The organism is Mycobacterium sp. SMC-13, from assembly GCF_045311035.1.
GTDB lineage: Bacteria > Actinomycetota > Actinomycetes > Mycobacteriales > Mycobacteriaceae > Mycobacterium.
Genome location: NZ_JBJIAI010000018.1, coordinates 61203 through 80673, shown reverse-complemented (window position 1 = coordinate 80673; position 19471 = coordinate 61203). Strand labels below are relative to the sequence as shown.

Below are 19471 nucleotides of genomic sequence, written 5' to 3'. Positions count from 1 at the left end.
TCTACGAGTTGAGGCCTGCTGATATCGATGCTTCACTGGGGAGATGGCGACTTCGCCGACCACACCGAACCGGCAGCCCGATGCACACGACGCGGGCGACAGCCTCGCTGAGCGCATCAACGCGCTCTTCGACGCCCATCGGCGTCCCGACGGCCGGATGTGGACCAACGAAGAAGTCGCGACCGCCCTCAAGAAGGCCCATCCCGAAATCAAGGTCGGCGGCGCTTATCTCTCCGCGCTGCGCACCGGCAAGCGGGCGCGCCCCGGCATCGACCTGCTCGGTGCGTTGGCCGACTTCTTTCAGGTGCCGTTGTCGACCATCACCGACCCGGTGCGGTCGCATTCACTCGACGAGCGGCTCGGCGCACTCGATGAATCCGTGCGCGACGATGTCGAACTGATTGCGTTGCGCGCCATCGGCCTCAACAAGGAGAGCCTGGAAACCGTTGCCGCCGTGCTGGATCACGTGCGCGCGCTGCAGGGCCTGCCGACCATAGCCCCCACGAAAGCCGAACGGTAGTCATGGACGCGTCGTGCGGCGCAGCAACAGTTCCGCGATCGACGCGCGAGCTCAAGGCGATCCACCGTGACTGCACACGCAAGCTGGTGGCTTTGGGGCTGGACAAGCTCACCACGGTCGACGACATCCGCGTGATCGCCAGCACGATCAGCGGACGTGACATCCAGCTGCTGCCGTATCGCTTGTCGGGCAGCGGTGTGCACGGCATGTTGGTGCGCACCGGCCCCACCGACTACGTGGTCTTCGACAGCGAGACCACCACGATGCACCGCGAGCACATCATCCTGCACGAGCTCAGCCACGTGCTGTGCGGCCACTCCGCCGCCGGCCCAACCGGCCCGGCCGAAGTGCTGCGCCGCGAGAACTACCTGGACCGCCAGGAGATCGAGGCCGAAACACTCGCCTCCATCATGGGGCAACGGGTCAGACGCGGTGCACCGCAAACCGTCTCGCTATCGAACGCCAACTTGGGACGCGTTCTCGCGTCGCTGAGACTCGAGGGCAATTCAGCGAGGCCGTGATGTCTTCGGTGGCCCAAATGCTCGAGAACACGGCCTTCAGTTATGCAGTCTCCGCAGCGTTCATGTGGGGCGCCGTCGTCGTGGTGGCCCTGGCCATCAGCCGGTCCCCCGTGCGGCCGCCCGCGTCCATAGCGCTGCTGATGTCGTTCCTGTTCAAAGGAATTGCGGTCACACTTTCCATTCCGAGCGTGTCGGCATGGCTGGACCGGGCGATCGGGGTGCACAACATCTGCCGACTCATCCTGAGCCTGACCGGGGGCATGGCGTGGACTGCGTGTGTCCTCGCGGTCATCACGTTCTGGGGCGAGTCCGGCCGCCGCGCCTATCGCCGATTGCGCCTGTGGATCGTCCTGGCCTGCCTGGCGGCGGTCGCGTTGATCATCTGCTGGATCGCCGCACCGGAGGCCGAACTCCCCGTAGATTTCTACGCCGCGCACGGAGGCGAACCCGTCTGGGTCACCTACATGCTGCTGTACCTGGGCACGTATGCCCTTGGCGCAGTGATCATTATCGTGCGGTGCCTGCAGTACGCCCGCTACCACGAGGTGGCCTGGCTGCGGCGCAGTCTGCTGCTCACCGCCGCCGGAGCCGCGCTGTGTCTCGTCTTCTGCCTGCTGCGTGCGGATTCGGCCATCTACGGCCTGCTCACCAACCGCAGTATGTCCTGGCAGCACCTGGCACCATTCGTCGCCGCGGTGGGGCAGGTGCTGATCGCCATAGGTCTTGCGGGACCGTCCTTTTCCCAACTGGCCCGCGCAGCAGTCCGCCGCGTACAGACCTACCGGTGGCACCGGCAACTGGAGCCGCTGTGGACCGCGCTCTACGAAGGCAATTCACACATCGCTCTCGCGCCGCCTCGGGCCCCAATCGGCGATCACGACTATCGGCTGTACCGCCGCATCGTCGAAATCCGCGACGGACTCAGCGCCATCCGTCCTTATGTCTGCAATGACCCCGCAAAAACCTCAGCGGCGCAACAAATCCGCACCGCCATTGAACATCAGCGCACCAGGCAGATTCCGGTCGGCGATTCGCATGGCCAGATCGCCGGTGAACCGTGGGGAACCGAGCCGACCAACGAACTCAGCTGGCTCCTCGAGGTCTCGCGCGAGCTGCGGGCACCGGCGATCTCGCGGCAGTGAATCAACCGACGGCGCTGAGCTTCTCGATATCCGGGAATTCTGCCAAGCGGAAGAATGCCTCGGCCCGGTCTAGAATGCGGTCACGCATCGCGATGGTCTGCCCGTGGTCGGCGCCCTCGAGCAGCGTGAAATAGGCGCGCGGCATCAGTGCCGCGGCATGGCGGGAATCAGCCAATCGCAACATGTCTCGGGAACCAGCGAAGAACAGCGACGGCGTCTGGACCTGTGCCAGCACGTCCTCAGCAACCCCGGGTTCGGCATCCCACTGCCGCATCAAGGCGACGAGCCCCCGCGCGCCGAGGGCATCGACCGTGGCGCGAAATCCCGAGCCCATCGTCGTACCGCGATGCTCCTGCCAGCCCCGCACGAATCCCTCGACGCCCCACTTCTCCGTCACCGCAATGGCATCGGGGAACATCACCACGTTGACCGCACCGCATTGCGGCCGGGACGACGAGCCGGCGACCACCAGAGACGCGAGCCGTTCCGGCGCGACCGCCGCCAGGGTCAAACCGATGCGACCTCCCAGCGAGTACCCCAGGTAATGCGTCTGAGTGATCCCGAGGTGGTCGAGCAGTGCGCACACGTCGCGCACCGACGCCTGAATGTCGTACCCGGCGGGGTGTTCGGGCTTGTCGCTGCGCCCGTGGCCGCGCACGTCGATGGTGATGACCCGGTAGCGCTGCGCCAACTGCGCTACGTAGCCGTGCTTGGACCACACTTTCGAGGACTGCAACGATCCGTGCACGAGCAGCACGTCGCCGCATGCCGCACCGGGACGTCGCCGGCCCCAGGTCTGATATGCAACTCGGGCGCCATCGGGACCGTTGCGCCGCAGGAAACCTGTTTCGGTGGCCGTCATTTCGACGGGAACGGCTGTGGATGTGAGCGTGGACATGAGTGAGGGCGCCTTCCCAACACAGTGAGCACTGCCGGACGTAACCGCGCGCGACGCTGCGCATCACTCAACTGACCGTTACCAGATTGAGTAACTAATCAACTGTCCGTTGAATTCGCTCCTACGTCAAGTCGAGAGCCGCAAAAATGCCGTTTCAGAACGTGGCCCGGGCGCCGGCACTGACCACACCGAGCACTTCGGACGCCTGGAGGGGAGGGCTGAGGTAGAACCCCTGCAACACATCGCATCCGAAATCCCGCAACTGAGCCGCAGATTCGGCGCTCTCGATGCCCTCGGCGACGATCCCGAAACCGAGCTTGTGCGCGAGGTCGATGATGGTGCGCACCACCAGCGCGGCACGATCGTCGACCGTGACTCGGGCGATGAAGTCGTGGTCCAGCTTGATCTCGTCGACCGGCAGATCGGACAGGTACGTCAGGGCGGAGTAACCGGTGCCGAAATCGTCGAGGGCGATCCTGATGCCGCGATCGAGCAGGCCCGTCAGCACCGTTCGGGTGTCTTCCATGTTGTCGACGAACAGGTCTTCGGTGATCTCGACCGCAAGGGCCGACGACGGCAGCCCACGGTCGTCCAGCGCCTGACACAGGTGGTCCGGCAGGTTCAAATCGCTCAGCAACGGCGCGAAAAGGTTAACGGCCACAGGCACTTCCGCCCCGGCGGCGTACCACCGGAGCGCATCATCGAGTGCCATGTTGACGACCAGCCCCGTGGCCTGTTCCATCAGACCGTGCTCACGCACCAACGGCAGGAAATCCGCGGGCCGCAATAAGCCGCGGTCCAGATGACGCCACCGCAGCAATGCCTCGACCCCAACGACAGCGGCCGTGTGCGCATCGAATTTGGGTTGATAAACCAGAGAGAGTTCGTCTCGCTCGATCGCCTGGCGAAGGTCCATGAGGAGTTCAGAGATGGCTCGCTCACCCCCGCCCCGCATCGAAGCACGCGACCGCATCAGGCAGTGTCGCTTGAGGCAATCCTGACCCAATGTCTCGCGCGGGTCAATCATTGCGCTCTGGGTAAAGCGGACCGCGCCGCCTCGCCTCACCGGCCCTGACGTGTAGTTGTTCCGTCTGATCGTCGTGCACGTCCGCGTCATTCGGCCCGACGGAGCAGCAGCGACCGTTCGGCCTCGTTGGTGCTGAGTTCGGCGGCACGCGTGAATGCCGCCGACGCCTCGGCGGTTCGACCCAAGCGCTCCAACAGATCTCCGCGCACCGCGTGCGGCAGCGGCGATCGTGGCAGCGGATCCGGCCCGAGCGCGTCGAGCACCGCCAGTCCCGCTTCGGCCCCATACGCACGTCCGTGCGCCACCGCGCGGTTCACCTCGACGACGGGACCCGGCGCGGCGAGCGCCAGCACGTCGTACAGGTCCGCGATCCGCTGCCAATCGGTGTCCTCGGCCCGCATCGCCCGCGCATGACACGCGGCGATGGCCGCCTGCAAGAAGTAGGTCCCGACGGGCGCACCCGTCTCGGCGAGCTGCTCGGCCCGGGTCAGGACCTGGAGACCACGGCGCCGCAGCAGGTGATCCCACCGAGCCCGGTCCTGATCGTCCAGCAGCACCGGCGCACCGTCGCGGTCCACGCGAGCGGGAATTCGCGACGCCTGAAGCTCAAGAAGTGCTTGCAGCCCAAGCGAATCCGGGATATCCGGCACCATGGCAGCCACCATGCGCGCCAGCCGGATGGCTTCGAAACAGAGGTCCGGGCGCGTCCAATCAGCGCCGGTCGTCGCCACATACCCCTCGTTGAAGGTGAGGTAGATGGCGGCCAGCACGTCATCAAGGCGGGCGACGCGCTCGGCCCCCACCGGCAGCTCCATGTCCGCGCCGACGAGGGTCTTCTTCGCGCGGCTGATCCGTTGTGCCATGGTCGGTTCGGGCACCAGGAAGGCACGGGCGATCTCAGCGGTGCTCAGCCCCGACACCAGCCGCAGCGTCAGCGCCGCACGCGACGCCGGGGCCAGGCCCGGGTGACACGTCAGGAACATCAGCCGGAGCACGTCGTCTTCGATGAAGTCGACCTGCCCTGCGAAATCGGGCATGTCGACCTCCTCCAGGCGGTGTCCGATCTCCTCGGTCTTGCGGCGCAGCGTCTCGGCGCGACGGATGTGATCGATCGCGCGGCGCTTCGCCGCCGTCATCAGCCATGCGGCGGGGTTGGCGGGAATTCCACTCGCGGGCCATTCCTCCAGCGCCGCGACCAGCGCGTCCTGCGCGACGTCCTCCGCGAGTTCGATATCGCGGGTCATGCGGGTCAGCGCCGCCACGAGGCGCGCCGATTCGGCGCGCCAGGCGGCGGTCACTGCCTCGGTTGTGGTTACCGGGGACAAGCACCCGGTTCCTGGTCGGGGGCGCCTTCGATCAGATGCATCTCGACGCGGCCTTCCCACTCGGGCCAGTGCTCCCGGTGCAGTTCAGTGAAGGAACGGGCCCCCTCGACGGCCTCGGCGTGGTTGCGGTACTCCAGCATGGCGAACCCGCCGATGATCTCTTTGCCCTCGGTGAAAGGTCCATCGGTCGCGCTCATCTGGCCGGAACGGACCTGGTAGCCGATACGGTTCTCGCCCTGCCCCAGCCCCCCGCCGTCGAGGTAGATGCCGTCCGCGGCGTTCTTACCGACGTAGACCTCCATCGCATCCATCAGGGCCTGCGGAGGCGGACCCTGGTTGGGATCCATGATGACCAAACCCATGTAGCGCATTGCCTGACCTTTCGTCGTTGTGTCAATCCTTCACACACACGTCGAACGGCGGGGGCGGATTTCGACACGGCGCACGAAAAAGATTTTGGCGACACAACGTGCCCCTGAGAGCGTCGCTGGGGATATATAGGCGCAGCGACGCTGTCAGCGGCACGTTGTGTCAGCGCCGAGCAGTGACGGCCTCGGTCAGGCCACGGGGATGACGGCCTGGCGCACCGGCTCGCTGCGGTAACGCGAGGCCGGACCGTCGATCCGGAACAGCCGCCACAACACCTTGGCAACCGGGTTCATCAGGCCGGTGTCTTCGGCGAGCATGCGCACGTCACCGTAGAACTCGCGCAGCATCGTCCTGGATTCCGGCGACCGCCAGAAGATCTCTTTCTTCACCGACTTGGGAATGTCGAATTCACGCCAGAAGACGCGGGGCGGCTTGGCGATGAGCGAGGCCGCGACCCGGAAGCCCAGCGGATAGAACAGCGACAGCACAAAGCGGTTGAACGGCCGCATCTCCGGGATTCGCCGGCGCAGGAACTCGTGGGCGAACGAGATGTGCCGCGCTTCCTCGGCGACGTGGATCGCCATGACGCGCTCCATGATCGGGTGTATCGAACTGCCCTCGCGCAGAATGGATTTCTGCATGTGGTCGATGGGCTCCTCGCCGCAGAGCACCATCATGAAGAAGAACGCCGGCATGGGGCTCGCGAACAGCGGGAAGAGCCAGTTGATCCATTTGACCCAGCGCGGCAGGCCCGGGACGTCCACGCCGACGTGATTGACCATCTCCTGGAACATCAGGGTGTGGTTGCCCTCTTCGTTCGCTTCGTGCAGGCAATACCGGTATTCGGGGCTGCCGTTGGGCACCCAGAAGGTGTAGGCGAGCAACCCGCGGATCAGCATGCTCTCGAACTGTTGGCCCGCCTTGGCGACGTTGGCCTGGCGCCACATGCCGATCGCGATCTGCTTGTCCAGCGGTTGCGCCTGATACCAGGCGCTCATACCGATGGGGTCGCTCTTGGCGAGCACCCAGCGCGGGTCGTTCTCCGTCACCCGGAACTCGGGCGAATCCCACGAAACGTCCAGGTAGGGGTTGAAGTTCCGGCGCACCGAACCCGCGGAAAGCGTCTCCAGATTCGCGCAGTAGTCGACGTCGTCGCGCACGTCCATACCGGCGCGCCACCGGCGGATCGTCTTCGTAGCTGCCATGACATCAACCTCCCACGCGGGCACCGTTGCCCGCCCAGTTATATGGGACCCCCGGTCCCATATGATTGTCAAGGGTCGCTTCGCCGCCGGGCGTGAAGAAGTCGCCGGATGGTGACCATCAAGTTCACGTTCGGCTAGTGGTCTCCCAGCCCGAGATGCTGCCGAACGTGAGCCGGGACTAGCCGACCGGCGAACGCCCCTTCGCGGCGCGCAGGGCCGCCGCCAGCAGGGCATCACGGAACTGCGGGTGCGCGATCGCCGCCAGCGCCTCACCGCGTTCCCGCACTGTCCTACCCTCCAGCTCCGCGGCCCCGTATTCGGTGACGATGACATCGACCTGCTGCCGCGGCGTCGTGATCACCGCGCCGGGCCCGAACCACGGCACGATCCGCGACCGCAACTCGCCGTCCTTCACGAACGTCGCCGGCAGACAGATCAGCGAACGGTCCGACAACTCCAGCCCCGCCCCGGCCACGAAGTCCTCCGCGCCGCCGATCCCGCTGAACTGTCCACCGTCGATTGTGTCGGCGATCACCTGCCCTTGAATGTCCACTGCGAGTGCGCCATTGATGGAGATCATGTCCGTGTTCGCGGCGATCACCTCCGGAGCGTTGACGATGTCGACAGGCAGGAACGCGACATCACGGTTGCCGTCGAGCCACGAATACAGCTCCTGCGACCCGAACGCGAACGTCGTGACGCTGACGCCGTCGTACTGGCCCTTGCCGGTGTTGGTGATCTTGCCCGCGCGGTGCAGGTGCATGCAGCCGTCGGTGAACATCTCGGTGTGCAGGCCGTAACCGGAGCCGTCGCCCTCGGCCAGCAGCGTGGCAATCTGGTTGGGAATAGCACCGATTCCGGTCTGTAGCGTCGCCCCCGAACCGATGAAGCCGACGGCGTGCCGCGCGATCGACCGCTCGATTTCGGTCGGCGGCACGTCGCCACCGGGCAGGGCCAGCGGCGCGTCGGTCGAGCGCACGAGGATGTCGATTTCGTCGACGTGCAGGGCGTGACGCTGCGAGCCATATCCGAAAGTCCTTGGGTAGGAGTCGGATACCTCGACGATGAGGAGCCGCTGCGGGTCCGCCCCGGCCCGGCGCAACTCGCCGACCGTGCCGCCGGCATGCAGCGACAGCGAGCACCAGCCGTCGGCATCGGGTGGCGTGGCCACGGTCGTCATCACCCGCGGCGCCTGCCGTTCCAGCAACGGCGCGAACCGGCGGAAGTCCGCGGCGGCGAACTCGATGTCGGCGCCCATGTCCCGCAGCGCCCGCTCGATCGGCCCGTAGAAGCCAGAGACATACTGCACACCCGGCCGCGAAAACAGTTCGGTACCAACGGCCAACAGCGCCCCGAACACCCGCAGATTCGACCAGTCCTGGCGTGCGCCGAGCGCCCGCAGCATTGCCGGCGGCTGGCCGGGGCCGAGAGTGATGCCCAAGGTATCGACGGACCCCAGCCGGGCAGCAGCCTGCTCGGCACTGAGTTCGGTTGGCATTGCCGCCCTAGACGTCCATCTCGATCAGCACCCGGCGCAGCAACTTGCCGGTGGTGTTGCGCGGCAGCTCGTCTACGAACACCACGTCGCGCGGCACCTTGTGCCGGGCCAGATTGTTCTTGACGAACGCCTTGATCTCATCGGCGTCCTGCGCCGCGCCCGGTTTAGGAACGATGAAGGCGCGCAACCGCTTTCCCCATTCGACGTCATCGACGCCGACCACCGCCGCGTCATAGATGTCGTCCCGCTCGGCCAGCAGTTCTTCGATCTCCTGCGGGAACACGTTCTCGCCACCGGAGACGATCATGTCGTCGTCACGGCCGTCGACGAACAACAGCCCGTTCTCGTCGAAGTGCCCCATGTCGCCGCTGGACATGTAGCCGTCGATGATCTGCTTGGTCCGGCCGTCGGTGTAACCGCTGAACGGCGCGCCGTTACGGACGAAGATGCGGCCGCGCTTGTTCCTCCCGGTGATGCGCCGGTCGTTCTCGTCGTACAGCACCACCTCGCACGTCACCGGCGCGCGCCCGGCCGTGCCCGGGGCGAGACGCAGTTCGGCGGGAGTGGCGACGCTGGCGATGGCGCATTCGGTTGAGCCGTAAAGGTTGTGGAGCACATCGCCGAAGGTGTCCTGGACCCGGTTGGACAGTTCCGGACTCAACGCCGACCCCGCGATCAGGATGGTCTTCAGCGACGACGTGTCGTACTTGCCGATGACCTCGGGCCCCAGTTCGACGATCCGGTGCAGCATCGTCGGCACCGCGACGAGCATGTCGGCCTTATGCTCGGCGATGAGCTGGAGGGTCCGCTCGGCGTTGAACCGCCGGGCGGTCACCACCTTGTTCCCCAGCGCGGCGCCGACGGTGTAGGTGGCCCAGCCGGTGCTGTGGAAGATCGGCGAGACGATCACCATGGTTCCCTTGCGGGGGAAGGGAATTCGGTCGATGATCTGCGCCGAGGCCAGTGGCGACACCGAGCTTCGGGGCGCACCCTTCGGCAGGCCCGTCGTGCCGCTGGTGAGGATCACCGAGCCACCCGCCTTGCTCGGCGGGGGCAGCGGCTCGGTGGAGTTGGCCGCGACGATCGCGTCGAGGGTCTGTGCCGACTCGGGAACCTCATGGCCCTCGTCCACCCAGGTCAGCACGCGCGGCATGTCCGCGGGCAGGGCGTCGAGCAGACCGAGGAACTCGCTGTCGTGCAGCACCACCTTGACGCCTTCGCGCTCACAGACCTGAGCGAACTGCGGTTTGGCGAAACCGGTGTTCATCAGCACCAGCCGGGCCCCGAGCTTTCCGCACGCCACCATGGCCAGGATCAGGCCACGATGGTCGCGGCAGAGCAGCCCGACCACGGAGCCTTCGGTCACGCCCAGGCCCTGCAGGCCGCGGGCCAGCGCCCACGACTGGTCGTTCACCTGCCGGTAGGTCAACGTGCCCCGTTCATCCACCAGCGCCGGCAGGCCCGCGTACTTGCGTGCGCCCTGGATCGCCATGGTCGCCTGCGGGCCGAAAATCGGAGCGTTCTTCGCGGTCTCGATCATGACCCCGGGGTTGGCGAGGTCCAGGAAGCCGGTCTCGAACAGCCTGCGTAGCGCGGTTGCGGATTCCGCTATGCGGCCCAGCTTCTGCTGCACTCCACCGACGACGTCCAACACCACATGCCTCCCGAGGTTTGAGGGGTGATCGGCCCCACACTGGATGGCACGTTAGCCGGTTGAGCGCCCACGCGACATCAACTGCTTACGACTCCCACCGGCCGGGCCGCCCGTAAATGCCCCGGCGCCGGCCGCCGATGGTGTGCAAAACATCACATGACCAGGCATTTGTCGCGCCGCGCGCGCCCTGGGTCCGGCACTCGACGCGGAATTCCGTAAAGGAAGCCGGGCAGGCCGTAAAGAAGGCGTCAAGATCGCCGGAAGCCCTCTCCGGCGGGTCGATGCTGGCGAGGTCGCCGAGGGCCGGCGACCCGTTTACGTGTGGGAGAACCCATGTCTGTAGTGGTGTTCGTGGTGCTGACGGTGGCGATCTTCGCCCTGCTCGGCGTGATCCAGAAGAGCGTCGAGAAGGGTGTAGGGCGCTCATGAACTACGCCAACGCCATCGGCCTGGTGCTGTGTCTGGTGATCGCACTGTTCCTGGTCGCCGCACTGCTCTTTCCGGAGCGGTTCTAGTGAGCCCCACCGCCGCGGGAATTGCGTTCCTGCTCTCGCTGATCGTCGCGCTCGCCGCGGTGCATGTGCCGTTGGGCGACTATATGTTCCGCGTATATGCGTCCGAAAAGCACTCGCGCGCTGAACGTCTCATCTACAAAGTGATCGGCGCCGACCCGGAGGCCGAGCAGAACTGGGGCGCCTACGCCCGCAGCGCGCTCGCCTTCTCGGCCGTCTCGCTGCTGTTCCTCTTCTTCTTCCAGCTGGTGCAGGGTGTCCTGCCGCTACACCTGAACGACCCGGCCACCCCGATGACGGCCGACCTGGCGTGGAACACCGCCGTCAGCTTCGTCACCAACACCAACTGGCAGGCCTACTCAGGTGAGACCACCCAGGGCCACCTGGTGCAGATGGCCGGTCTGTCGGTGCAGAACTTCGTGTCGGCTGCGGTCGGCATGGCCGTCGCGGTCGCACTCGTGCGCGGGTTCGCCCGCCGGCACGCCACCGAACTGGGCAACTTCTGGGTCGACCTCGTGCGTGGCACCATCCGAATCCTGTTGCCGCTGGCCGTCATTGCCGCGCTGATCCTCATCGCCGGCGGGGCCATCCAGAACTTCCACCTGCACGACCAGGTCGCCAACACTCTCGCCGGTGCGCAGCAGACCCCCACCGGTGGTCCCGTGGCCAGCCAGGAAGTGATCAAGGAGCTGGGTACCAACGGTGGCGGTTTCTTCAACGCCAACTCGGCCCACCCGTTCGAGAACCCGACGGCCTGGACAGACTGGGTGGAGATCTTTCTGTTGCTGGTGATCTCGTTCTCGCTGCCGCGCACGTTCGGCCGGATGGTCGACAGCCGCAAGCAGGGCTACGCGATCGTCGCGGTCATGGCGGTCCTCGCCATCATCAGTGCCAGCCTCATGCTGGTGTTCCAGAGCCAGCACCACGGCACCGTGCCCACCGCCATCGGAGCGTCGATGGAGGGCGTGGAACAGCGTTTCGGCGTGGCCAATTCGGCGGTGTTCGCCAGCGCCACCACGCTGACCTCCACCGGTGCGGTGAACTCGTTCCACGACTCGTACACGTCCCTCGGCGGCCTGATGACGATGTTCAACATGCAACTGGGTGAGGTCGCGCCGGGCGGTACCGGGTCGGGCCTGTACGGCATGCTGATCCTCGCGGTGATCACGGTGTTCGTGGCCGGCCTGATGGTCGGGCGCACGCCGGAATACCTGGGCAAGAAGATCACGCCGCGGGAGATCAAGCTGGCCGCAAGCTATTTCCTGGTCACGCCGCTGATCGTGTTGACCGGCACCGCTTTTGCGATGGCGCTGCCGGGTGAGCGTGCGGCGATGCTGAACTCGGGCCCGCACGGCCTGTCCGAAGTGCTGTACGCCTTCACGTCGGCCGCCAACAACAACGGCTCGGCGTTCGCCGGCCTGTCGGTCAATACGGTTTGGTACAACATGGCTTTGGGCCTGGCGATGCTGATCGGCCGCTTCCTGCCGATGATCCTGGTTCTCGCTCTGGCGGGCTCGCTGGCCAAACAGGGCAGCACTCCCCCGTCGATCGGCACGCTGCCGACGCACCGTCCGCAGTTCGTCGGCATGGTCGCCGGCGTGACGCTGATCCTCGTCGCCCTGACCTTCCTGCCGGCGCTGGCGCTCGGCCCCCTTGCTGAAGGAATCCACTGATGTCCGATACCGCTGTAAAGGGCGGCCTGCTCGACCCGAAGATGCTGTGGAAGTCCATGCCGGACGCCCTGCGCAAACTGGACCCCCGCACGCTGTGGCGCAACCCGGTGATGTTCATCGTCGAGGTCGGCGCCGTCTGGTCGACGGTCCTGGCCGTGCTGAACTCCAGCTGGTTCGCCTGGCTGATCGTGTTCTGGCTGTGGCTGACAGTCGTTTTCGCCAACCTCGCCGAAGCGGTCGCCGAGGGCCGCGGCAAGGCCCAGGCAGCCAGCCTGCGAAAGACCAAGTCCGACACCATGGCCCGCAAGCTGGTCGGCTGGGCGCCGGGCAGTGCCGGTACCGAAGAGGAGATCACCGCTCCCCTGCTGCAGCAGGGCGACATCGTCGTCGTCGAGGCCGGGCAGGTCATCCCCGGCGACGGTGACGTCGTGGAAGGCATTGCCTCCGTGGATGAATCGGCGATCACCGGCGAATCGGCGCCCGTCATCCGGGAGTCCGGCGGCGACCGATCCGCTGTCACCGGCGGCACCACGGTGCTGTCCGACCGCATCGTCGTACAGATCACCCAGAAGCCGGGCGAGAGCTTCGTCGACCGCATGATCGCTCTGGTCGAGGGCGCCAACCGGCAGAAGACCCCCAACGAGATCGCGCTCAACATCCTGCTGGCCGCGCTGACGATCATCTTCGTGTTCGCCGTCGCGACGCTGCAGCCGCTGGCCATCTACTCGAAGGCCAACAACCCGGGCGTGCCCGACACCGAGGCGCTCGACGGCTTCGGCGTCACCGGCATCGTGATGGTCTCACTACTGGTCTGTTTGATTCCCACCACGATCGGCGCGCTGCTGTCGGCCATCGGCATCGCCGGCATGGACCGGCTGGTGCAGCGCAACGTGCTCGCCATGTCGGGCCGTGCCGTGGAAGCCGCCGGTGACGTCAACACCCTGCTGCTCGACAAGACCGGCACCATCACGCTCGGCAACCGGCAGGCCGCGGGCTTCATCCCGGTGCCCGGCGTCACCGACGACCAGCTCGCCGACGCGGCGCAGCTGTCGAGCCTCGCCGACGAGACACCTGAGGGCCGGTCAATCGTGGTGTATGCCAAGGAGGCTCACGGACTGCGGGCACGTACCCCGGGCGAGCTGACCGATGCCACGTGGGTCGAGTTCACCGCGCTGACCCGGATGTCCGGTGTCGATCTGCACGACGGCCAGAAGCTGCGCAAGGGCGCGGCCAATTCCGTCGCGGAGTGGATTCGGGGTCAGGGCGGCACCGTGCCCATCGAATTGGGCGACATCGTCGACGGCATCTCCGCAGCCGGTGGTACCCCGCTGGTGGTCGGGCGGGTCAACAACGACGGGGCCGGCAAGGCCGCTGAGGTCTTGGGCGTCATCCATCTCAAGGACGTCGTCAAGCAGGGTATGCGTGAGCGGTTCGACGAGATGCGCAAGATGGGCATCCGCACCGTGATGATCACCGGCGATAACCCGTTGACCGCCAAGGCGATTGCCGACGAGGCCGGGGTCGACGACTTCCTGGCCGAGGCCACGCCCGAGGACAAGCTGGCGCTGATCAAGAAGGAGCAGGCCGGCGGCAAGCTCGTCGCGATGACCGGCGACGGCACCAACGACGCCCCCGCGCTGGCGCAGGCCGACGTCGGCGTCGCGATGAACACCGGCACCTCGGCGGCCAAAGAGGCCGGCAACATGGTCGACCTCGACTCGGACCCGACCAAGCTCATCGAGATCGTCGAGATCGGCAAGCAGCTGCTCATCACCCGCGGCGCCTTGACCACGTTCTCCATCGCCAACGACATCGCGAAGTACTTCGCGATCATCCCGGCGATGTTCGTGGCCCTGTTCCCCGGCCTGGATCTGCTGAACATCATGCGGCTGCACAGCCCCCAGTCGGCGATCCTGTCGGCGGTGATCTTCAACGCCCTCGTCATCATCGCGCTGATCCCGCTGTCGCTGCGGGGTGTGAGGTACACGCCCAGCAGTGCGTCAAAGCTCTTGAGCCGCAACCTGTACGTCTATGGTCTGGGCGGCATCATCGCCCCGTTCATCGGCATCAAACTCATCGACCTGCTCATCCAGTTCATCCCGGGGATGTCTTAATCATGAACATCGGCAACCTGATTCGCGTACACAGCGCCGCGCTGCGCGCGCTGCTCGTCCTGACCGTCATCACCGGTCTGGCCTACCCGGTCCTCGTCTGGGCCATCGCCCAGCTGCCCGGACTCAAGGACAAGGCCGACGGCTCGCTCGTCACGGTCAATGGCAAGGTCGTCGGCAGCTCCCTGATCGGCCAGCTGTTCACCGATGCCAAAGGCAATGCGCTACCGCAGTATTTCCAGAGCCGTCCGTCCAACGCCGGCACCGGGTACGACCCGATGGCCAGCGGCGCGGGCAATCTCGGCCCCGAGAGCATCGTCGATGCGCCCAACAAGCCGAGCCTGCTGACCCAGGTGTGCACCCGCAGCTACGCCGTCGCCGACGCCGAGGGCTTGGATCACGCGGCCGGCGCCCGCCCGTTCTGCACCGCCGACGGTGTGGGTGCGGTGCTGTCGGTGATCGGCCCCCGGGACGCCACCGGCAACGTCAGCCACCCCACCCAGGTGGTCAGCGTCAACCAGCCGTGCGCCACCACCAAGGTGCCGTTCCTGGCGGCGTATGAGGGCGTGCGCGTCGAATGCGCCACGGACGGCGCAGATTACACCGCCGGGCAGATCGTCGCCATCCGCGGCGCCGCGCCCGCCGATCCGCAGGTGCCGGCCGACGCCGTCACCGCCAGCGGCAGCGGCCTGGATCCCGACATCTCGACCGACTACGCCGACCTGCAGGTGGACCGGGTCGCGAAAGCGCGGCACCTTTCCGCCGACCAGGTCCGGGCGCTGGTGCGCGACAACACCACCGGCCGCGCCCTGGGCTTCATGGGTGAGCCGCGGGTCAACGTCCTGCAGCTGAATCTCGCGTTGGACCAGAAGTACCCAGCCCGTATTGGATGATGGGAGACATGGGAACGCCGGACAAGCGGGGCGAGCTACGCATCTACCTGGGTGCGGCCCCCGGCGTGGGCAAGACCTTCTCGATGCTCGGCGAGGCGCACCGCCGTCTCGAACGCGGCACCGACGTCGTCGCCGCCGTGGTCGAGACGCACGGTCGCAAGAAGACGGCCGAGGCGATGGAGGGCATCGAACGGATCCCGCCGCGGTTCATCGACTACCGCGGCGGGACGTTCGCCGAGTTGGACGTCCCTGCCGTGCTGGCGCGCCACCCCGAGGTGGTGCTGGTCGACGAACTGGCGCACAGCAATACGCCCGGCAGCAAGAACGCCAAACGCTGGCAGGACGTCGAGGAACTGCTCGACGCCGGCATCACCGTCATCTCCACCGTGAACGTCCAGCACCTGGAAAGCCTCAACGACGTCGTCGCCCAGATCACCGGCATCGAGCAGCAGGAGACAGTGCCGGACTCCGTGGTCCGCAGTGCCGCCCAGATCGAACTGGTCGACATCACCCCGGAAGCCCTGCGCCGCAGGCTCTCCCACGGCAACGTGTATGCACCCGAACGCGTCGACGCGGCGCTGTCCAACTACTTCCGGCAGGGCAACCTGACCGCCCTGCGCGAACTGGCACTGCTGTGGCTGGCCGACCAGGTCGACGCCGCGCTCGCGAAATACCGCGCCGAGCACAATATTTCGGACACCTGGGAGGCCCGCGAACGCGTGGTCGTGGCGGTCACCGGCGGCCCCGAATCCGAGACCCTGGTGCGGCGCGCGTCGCGCATCGCCTCCAAATCCAGCGCCGAACTGATGGTGGTGCACGTCGTTCGCGGCGACGGCCTGACGGGCGTGTCCGCCCCGCAGATGGGCAAGGTGCGTGAGCTGACGGCCAGCCTCGGCGCCACGCTGCACACCGTCGTCGGCGGCAGTGACGGTGACGTCCCCAGTGCCCTATTGGATTTCGCGCGCGAGATGAACGCCACCCAGCTGGTGCTCGGCACCTCGCGGCGGTCACGGTGGGCCCGGCTCTTCGACGAGGGCATCGGCGCCAAGACCGTCCAGAACTCCGGCAAGATCGACGTGCACATGGTCACCCATGAGCAGTCCCGGCCCGGCTGGTCGTGGTCGACGGCGACCCGCGGGCAGCGGCACCTGGCGTCGTGGCTCGCCGCGATCGTCGTGCCCGCCGTCATCACCGCCGTCACCGCACTACTGGATCCGTTCCTGCACATCGGCGGCGAGAGCGCGGTGTTCTTCATCGGCGTGCTGGTCGTCGCGCTGCTCGGCGGCGTCGCCCCGGCGGCCTTGTCGGCCGTGCTGTCGGGCCTGCTGCTCAACTACTTCTTCGTCGCCCCGCGGTACAGCTTCACCATCGCCGACCCCGACAGCGCCCTGACGGTCGTGGTGCTGCTGGCCGTCGCGGTCGCCGTCGCCGCGCTGGTCGACGGTGCCGCCAAACGATCCCGGGAAGCCCGGCATGCGTCGCAGGAGGCCGAGCTGCTGGCCCTGTTCGCCGGCAGCGTGCTGCGCGGCGCCGACCTGACCACACTGCTCGAGCGCGTCCGGGAGACGTACGCGCAGCGGGCCGTCAGCCTGTTGCACGAGGAGGACGGCATCGTCGCCTGCGTCGGCAAAGAACCCTGTGTGACAGTCGATTCCGCCGACACCGCCATCGAGGTCAGCGACGACCAATACTGGCTGCTGATGGCCGGCCGCAAGACCGAGGCCCGCGATCGCCGGGTGCTCGGCGCCGTCGCGCGGCAGGCGGCGGGGCTGGTGCGCCAGCGCGCCCTGGCCGAGGAAGCCGGCCGTGCCGAAGCCCTGGCCAAGGCCGACGAGCTGCGCCGCTCCCTGCTGAGCGCCGTCAGCCACGACCTACGCACCCCACTGGCCGCGGCCAAGGCGGCGGTGTCGAGCTTGCGCAGCGAGGACGTCGGATTCTCGCCCGAGGACACCGCCGAACTGTTGGCCACCATCGAGGAATCGGTCGATCAACTGACCGCATTGGTGGGCAACCTGCTCGACTCGTCGCGACTGGCCGCCGGGGTGGTGAAGCCGGAGCTGCGGCGGGTGTACATGGAAGAGGTCGTGCAGCGGGCGCTGCTCGGAATCAGCCGCGGAGCAACCGGTTACGCGAACCGCGGGCTCGACCGGGTCAAGATCGAAGTGGGCGACGCCGTCGCGCTGGCCGATGCGGGCCTGCTCGAGCGGGTGCTGGTCAACCTCATCGACAACGCGCTGCGTTACTCCGCGGGCAGCGTGGTGCGGGTGAATGCCGGGCAGGTCGGCGAGCGGGTGCTCATCACCATCGTCGACGAGGGGCCGGGCATCCCCCGCGGCACCGAAGAGCAACTGTTCGCGCCGTTCCAGCGCCTCGGCGATCATGACAACAGCACCGGTGTGGGGCTTGGCCTTTCGGTGGCGCGCGGTTTTGTCGAAGCGATGGGTGGCACCATTTCTGCCACCGACACCCCCGGCGGCGGCCTGACCGTCGTGGTTGATCTGGCAGCCGCCGGAAAGGATCGGGCGTGACACGGGTTCTGGTCATCGACGACGAACCACAGATTCTGCGGGCCCTGCGCATCAACCTGTCGGTGCGCGGCTACGACGTCTCTGTCGCCGCCACCGGCGCCGAGGCGCTGAAGTCGGCCGCCGAGCACAAGCCCGACGTGGTGATCCTGGACCTCGGCCTGCCCGACATGTCCGGCATCGACGTCCTGGCCGGGCTGCGCGGCTGGCTCACCGCGCCCGTCATCGTGCTGTCGGCGCGCACCGATTCGATGGACAAGGTCGAGGCCCTCGACGCCGGCGCCGACGACTACGTCACCAAACCGTTCGGCATGGACGAGTTCCTGGCCCGGCTGCGCGCCGCGGTGCGCCGTGGGGCGGCAGCGTCCGAGACGGACGAGCCCGTCGTCGAGACATCGTCGTTCACAGTCGATCTGGCGGCCAAGCGGGTGACGCGCAGCGGCAACGAGGTGCACCTGACGCCCACCGAGTGGGGCATGTTGGAGATGCTGGTGCGCAACCGCGGCAAGTTGGTCGGCCGCGAGGAACTGCTCAAAGAAGTGTGGGGGCCGGCCTATGCCAAGGAGACCCACTACCTCCGGGTGTATCTCGCGCAGCTGCGCCGCAAGCTCGAAGTCGACCCGTCACACCCCAAGCACCTGCTGACCGAGGCCGGGATGGGGTATCGCTTCCAGGAGTAGGTCAGCGTTTCACCGCTTGGAGGGTGTAGGTCATCGGCATCCGGTCACGACCCACGGCGAGGACGTACTCCTCCTCGTAATCAGGGCTGAGGACCATGGACTCGCCCAACGGATTCCACGGCACCTCGCGATGTTCCTCCAGCGCGGTCACCGTGAGGCCGGCGTCGGTGAGAGCGGTGAAGATCTCCCCGAGACCGTGATTGAAGCTGACCGACTCGGGCGCGCTGAGGACACCCGTGCCCGCGTAGCTTTCGTGTTCGACGAAAACCGTGCCCGCCGTCTCGAAGTAGGGATATTCCAGCACCAGCAGACCGTCCGGCCGAGGATCGCACATCGCCCACAACACCGGATGACCCTCACGCATGAACAGCCGACCGCCTGGCCTCAGCAGCTCGGCGACGATGGCCGCCCATCGGCGAATGTCGGGCAACCAGCACAGGGCACCGATGCCGGTATAGACCACGTCGCAGCACGCCGCACCGAGGGCCCGGACCGCCCCGTCCACATCTGATTCGACGAAGCGCACGTCCGCATCGGCCCGACGGCTCAGCGCGCGGCCCGCGTCGAGTGCGGCGGGTGAGAAGTCCAGGCCGGTGACCGACCGGGCGCCGAGCCGGGCCAGCGACACCGTGTCGGTACCGATGTGGCATTGCAGGTGCACCACGTCGCTGCCGTCCAGCCGCCCGAGCCGCGGCAGGTCGTAACGCACTACGGCCGAAAGGTATTCGGGGTCGTCGAAGGCGGCCAGGTCGTAGCCATCGGGCGCCGTGTGCAGGGGTACGCGCGCCTCCCAATTCGCCAGGTTCATGCTGCGCCAGTCGTCGATCACGGCTTCATCCTCACAATTCGACAGGCACAGTTCGACTGATTTTTATTCGGCACACGGTCGACCACTCGCGCTCTCCATGACGCGAACGA

Annotated in this window: 18 protein-coding genes; 10 read left to right on the top strand and 8 right to left on the bottom strand. The window is 66.8% G+C overall.

Translation table 11 applies throughout. The features are described from left to right. The first annotated feature begins 43 nt into the window (after window positions 1-43). Genes ACJH6I_RS23045 through ACJH6I_RS23035 form a run of 3 tightly spaced genes read left to right on the top strand, consistent with a single transcriptional unit; the run spans window position 44 to window position 2183 of the window. The gene (locus ACJH6I_RS23045) at window positions 44-520 is read left to right on the top strand and encodes an XRE family transcriptional regulator (RefSeq protein ID WP_212812839.1); all 477 of its coding nucleotides are present in this window, start codon (window positions 44-46) and stop codon (window positions 518-520) included. 2 nt (window positions 521-522) lie between these two features. Further along, window positions 523-1041, top strand: coding sequence for a hypothetical protein (locus tag ACJH6I_RS23040; RefSeq protein WP_212812841.1), 519 nt, complete (start codon window positions 523-525; stop codon window positions 1039-1041). 8 nt (window positions 1042-1049) lie between these two features. Beyond that, window positions 1050-2183 (top strand): MAB_1171c family putative transporter, encoded by a 1134-nt coding sequence (locus ACJH6I_RS23035; protein ID WP_244872981.1) that lies wholly within the window; start codon window positions 1050-1052, stop codon window positions 2181-2183. A 1-nt stretch (window position 2184) separates the two neighbouring features. Here ACJH6I_RS23035 and ACJH6I_RS23030 read toward each other — a convergent pair whose 3' ends face one another. From ACJH6I_RS23030 to ACJH6I_RS23000, 7 genes are all read right to left on the bottom strand, one after another. Then, a complete protein-coding gene (locus ACJH6I_RS23030; protein ID WP_318986694.1) occupies window positions 2185-3081 on the bottom strand; it encodes an alpha/beta hydrolase in 897 nt (298 codons plus the stop codon). Window positions 3082-3235: 154 nt separating this feature from the next. Continuing rightward, the gene (locus ACJH6I_RS23025; RefSeq protein ID WP_318986695.1) at window positions 3236-4147 is read right to left on the bottom strand and encodes an EAL domain-containing protein; all 912 of its coding nucleotides are present in this window, start codon (window positions 4145-4147) and stop codon (window positions 3236-3238) included. A gap of 47 nt (window positions 4148-4194) precedes the next feature. Then, on the bottom strand, window positions 4195-5406 hold the full coding sequence (locus tag ACJH6I_RS23020; protein ID WP_318986696.1) for a sigma-70 family RNA polymerase sigma factor: 1212 nt from the start codon (window positions 5404-5406) through the stop codon (window positions 4195-4197). Between the two features lie 14 nt (window positions 5407-5420). After that, on the bottom strand, window positions 5421-5804 hold the full coding sequence (locus ACJH6I_RS23015) for a YciI family protein (protein WP_318986697.1): 384 nt from the start codon (window positions 5802-5804) through the stop codon (window positions 5421-5423). Between the two features lie 186 nt (window positions 5805-5990). After that, window positions 5991-7007 carry a diiron oxygenase gene (locus tag ACJH6I_RS23010; protein WP_406784534.1) on the bottom strand — a complete coding sequence of 339 codons (1017 nt, stop codon included), beginning with the start codon at window positions 7005-7007 and terminating at the stop codon, window positions 5991-5993. A 178-nt stretch (window positions 7008-7185) separates the two neighbouring features. Then, a complete protein-coding gene (locus ACJH6I_RS23005) occupies window positions 7186-8505 on the bottom strand; it encodes an acetyl-CoA hydrolase/transferase family protein (RefSeq protein WP_406784533.1) in 1320 nt (439 codons plus the stop codon). Window positions 8506-8512: 7 nt separating this feature from the next. Beyond that, a complete protein-coding gene (locus ACJH6I_RS23000) occupies window positions 8513-10159 on the bottom strand; it encodes an acyl-CoA synthetase (protein ID WP_318986700.1) in 1647 nt (548 codons plus the stop codon). Window positions 10160-10492: 333 nt separating this feature from the next. On the opposite strand from ACJH6I_RS23000, the gene ACJH6I_RS22995 reads away from it, so the two are divergent. Genes ACJH6I_RS22995 through ACJH6I_RS22965 form a run of 7 tightly spaced genes read left to right on the top strand, consistent with a single transcriptional unit; the run spans window position 10493 to window position 18553 of the window. Next, window positions 10493-10588 (top strand): potassium-transporting ATPase, encoded by a 96-nt coding sequence (locus tag ACJH6I_RS22995; protein WP_318986701.1) that lies wholly within the window; start codon window positions 10493-10495, stop codon window positions 10586-10588. Further along, complete coding sequence (locus ACJH6I_RS22990) at window positions 10585-10674, top strand: K+-transporting ATPase subunit F (protein ID WP_020099126.1); 90 nt, start codon at window positions 10585-10587, stop codon at window positions 10672-10674. Before ACJH6I_RS22995 ends, ACJH6I_RS22990 begins: the two co-directional genes overlap by 4 nt. Then, entirely contained in the window at window positions 10674-12344 is a 1671-nt protein-coding gene (gene kdpA / locus ACJH6I_RS22985; RefSeq protein WP_318986702.1) for a potassium-transporting ATPase subunit KdpA, read from the top strand. Before ACJH6I_RS22990 ends, kdpA begins: the two co-directional genes overlap by 1 nt. Then, window positions 12344-14458: a potassium-transporting ATPase subunit KdpB gene (kdpB, locus tag ACJH6I_RS22980; protein WP_318986703.1), complete on the top strand. Its 2115-nt coding sequence runs from the start codon at window positions 12344-12346 to the stop codon at window positions 14456-14458. Before kdpA ends, kdpB begins: the two co-directional genes overlap by 1 nt. Before the next feature lie 2 nt (window positions 14459-14460). Next, window positions 14461-15348 (top strand): potassium-transporting ATPase subunit C, encoded by an 888-nt coding sequence (locus tag ACJH6I_RS22975; protein ID WP_318986704.1) that lies wholly within the window; start codon window positions 14461-14463, stop codon window positions 15346-15348. Further along, complete coding sequence (locus tag ACJH6I_RS22970; RefSeq protein ID WP_318986705.1) at window positions 15348-17876, top strand: sensor histidine kinase KdpD; 2529 nt, start codon at window positions 15348-15350, stop codon at window positions 17874-17876. The genes ACJH6I_RS22975 and ACJH6I_RS22970 overlap by 1 nt, the downstream gene beginning before the upstream one ends. Further along, window positions 17873-18553 (top strand): response regulator, encoded by a 681-nt coding sequence (locus tag ACJH6I_RS22965; protein ID WP_020099121.1) that lies wholly within the window; start codon window positions 17873-17875, stop codon window positions 18551-18553. The genes ACJH6I_RS22970 and ACJH6I_RS22965 overlap by 4 nt, the downstream gene beginning before the upstream one ends. Before the next feature lies 1 nt (window position 18554). Here ACJH6I_RS22965 and ACJH6I_RS22960 read toward each other — a convergent pair whose 3' ends face one another. Next, on the bottom strand, window positions 18555-19382 hold the full coding sequence (locus ACJH6I_RS22960) for a methyltransferase domain-containing protein (RefSeq protein ID WP_318986706.1): 828 nt from the start codon (window positions 19380-19382) through the stop codon (window positions 18555-18557). Between the last annotated feature and the right edge of the window lie 89 nt (window positions 19383-19471).

Excerpts from the sequence above, each read along its gene's own strand:
- ACJH6I_RS23030 (WP_318986694.1), bottom strand. The coding sequence starts at position 3,081 with ATGTCCACGCTCACATCCACAGCCGTTCCCGTCGAAATGACGGCCACC.
- ACJH6I_RS22995 (WP_318986701.1), top strand. The coding sequence starts at position 10,493 with ATGTCTGTAGTGGTGTTCGTGGTGCTGACGGTGGCGATCTTCGCCCTG.
- kdpB (WP_318986703.1), top strand. The coding sequence starts at position 12,344 with ATGTCCGATACCGCTGTAAAGGGCGGCCTGCTCGACCCGAAGATGCTG.
- ACJH6I_RS22970 (WP_318986705.1), top strand. The coding sequence starts at position 15,348 with ATGGGAGACATGGGAACGCCGGACAAGCGGGGCGAGCTACGCATCTAC.
- ACJH6I_RS22975 (WP_318986704.1), top strand. The coding sequence starts at position 14,461 with ATGAACATCGGCAACCTGATTCGCGTACACAGCGCCGCGCTGCGCGCG.
- ACJH6I_RS23045 (WP_212812839.1), top strand. The coding sequence starts at position 44 with ATGGCGACTTCGCCGACCACACCGAACCGGCAGCCCGATGCACACGAC.
- ACJH6I_RS23010 (WP_406784534.1), bottom strand. The coding sequence starts at position 7,007 with ATGGCAGCTACGAAGACGATCCGCCGGTGGCGCGCCGGTATGGACGTG.
- ACJH6I_RS23015 (WP_318986697.1), bottom strand. The coding sequence starts at position 5,804 with ATGCGCTACATGGGTTTGGTCATCATGGATCCCAACCAGGGTCCGCCT.
- ACJH6I_RS23005 (WP_406784533.1), bottom strand. The coding sequence starts at position 8,505 with ATGCCAACCGAACTCAGTGCCGAGCAGGCTGCTGCCCGGCTGGGGTCC.
- ACJH6I_RS22990 (WP_020099126.1), top strand. The coding sequence starts at position 10,585 with ATGAACTACGCCAACGCCATCGGCCTGGTGCTGTGTCTGGTGATCGCA.
- ACJH6I_RS23040 (WP_212812841.1), top strand. The coding sequence starts at position 523 with ATGGACGCGTCGTGCGGCGCAGCAACAGTTCCGCGATCGACGCGCGAG.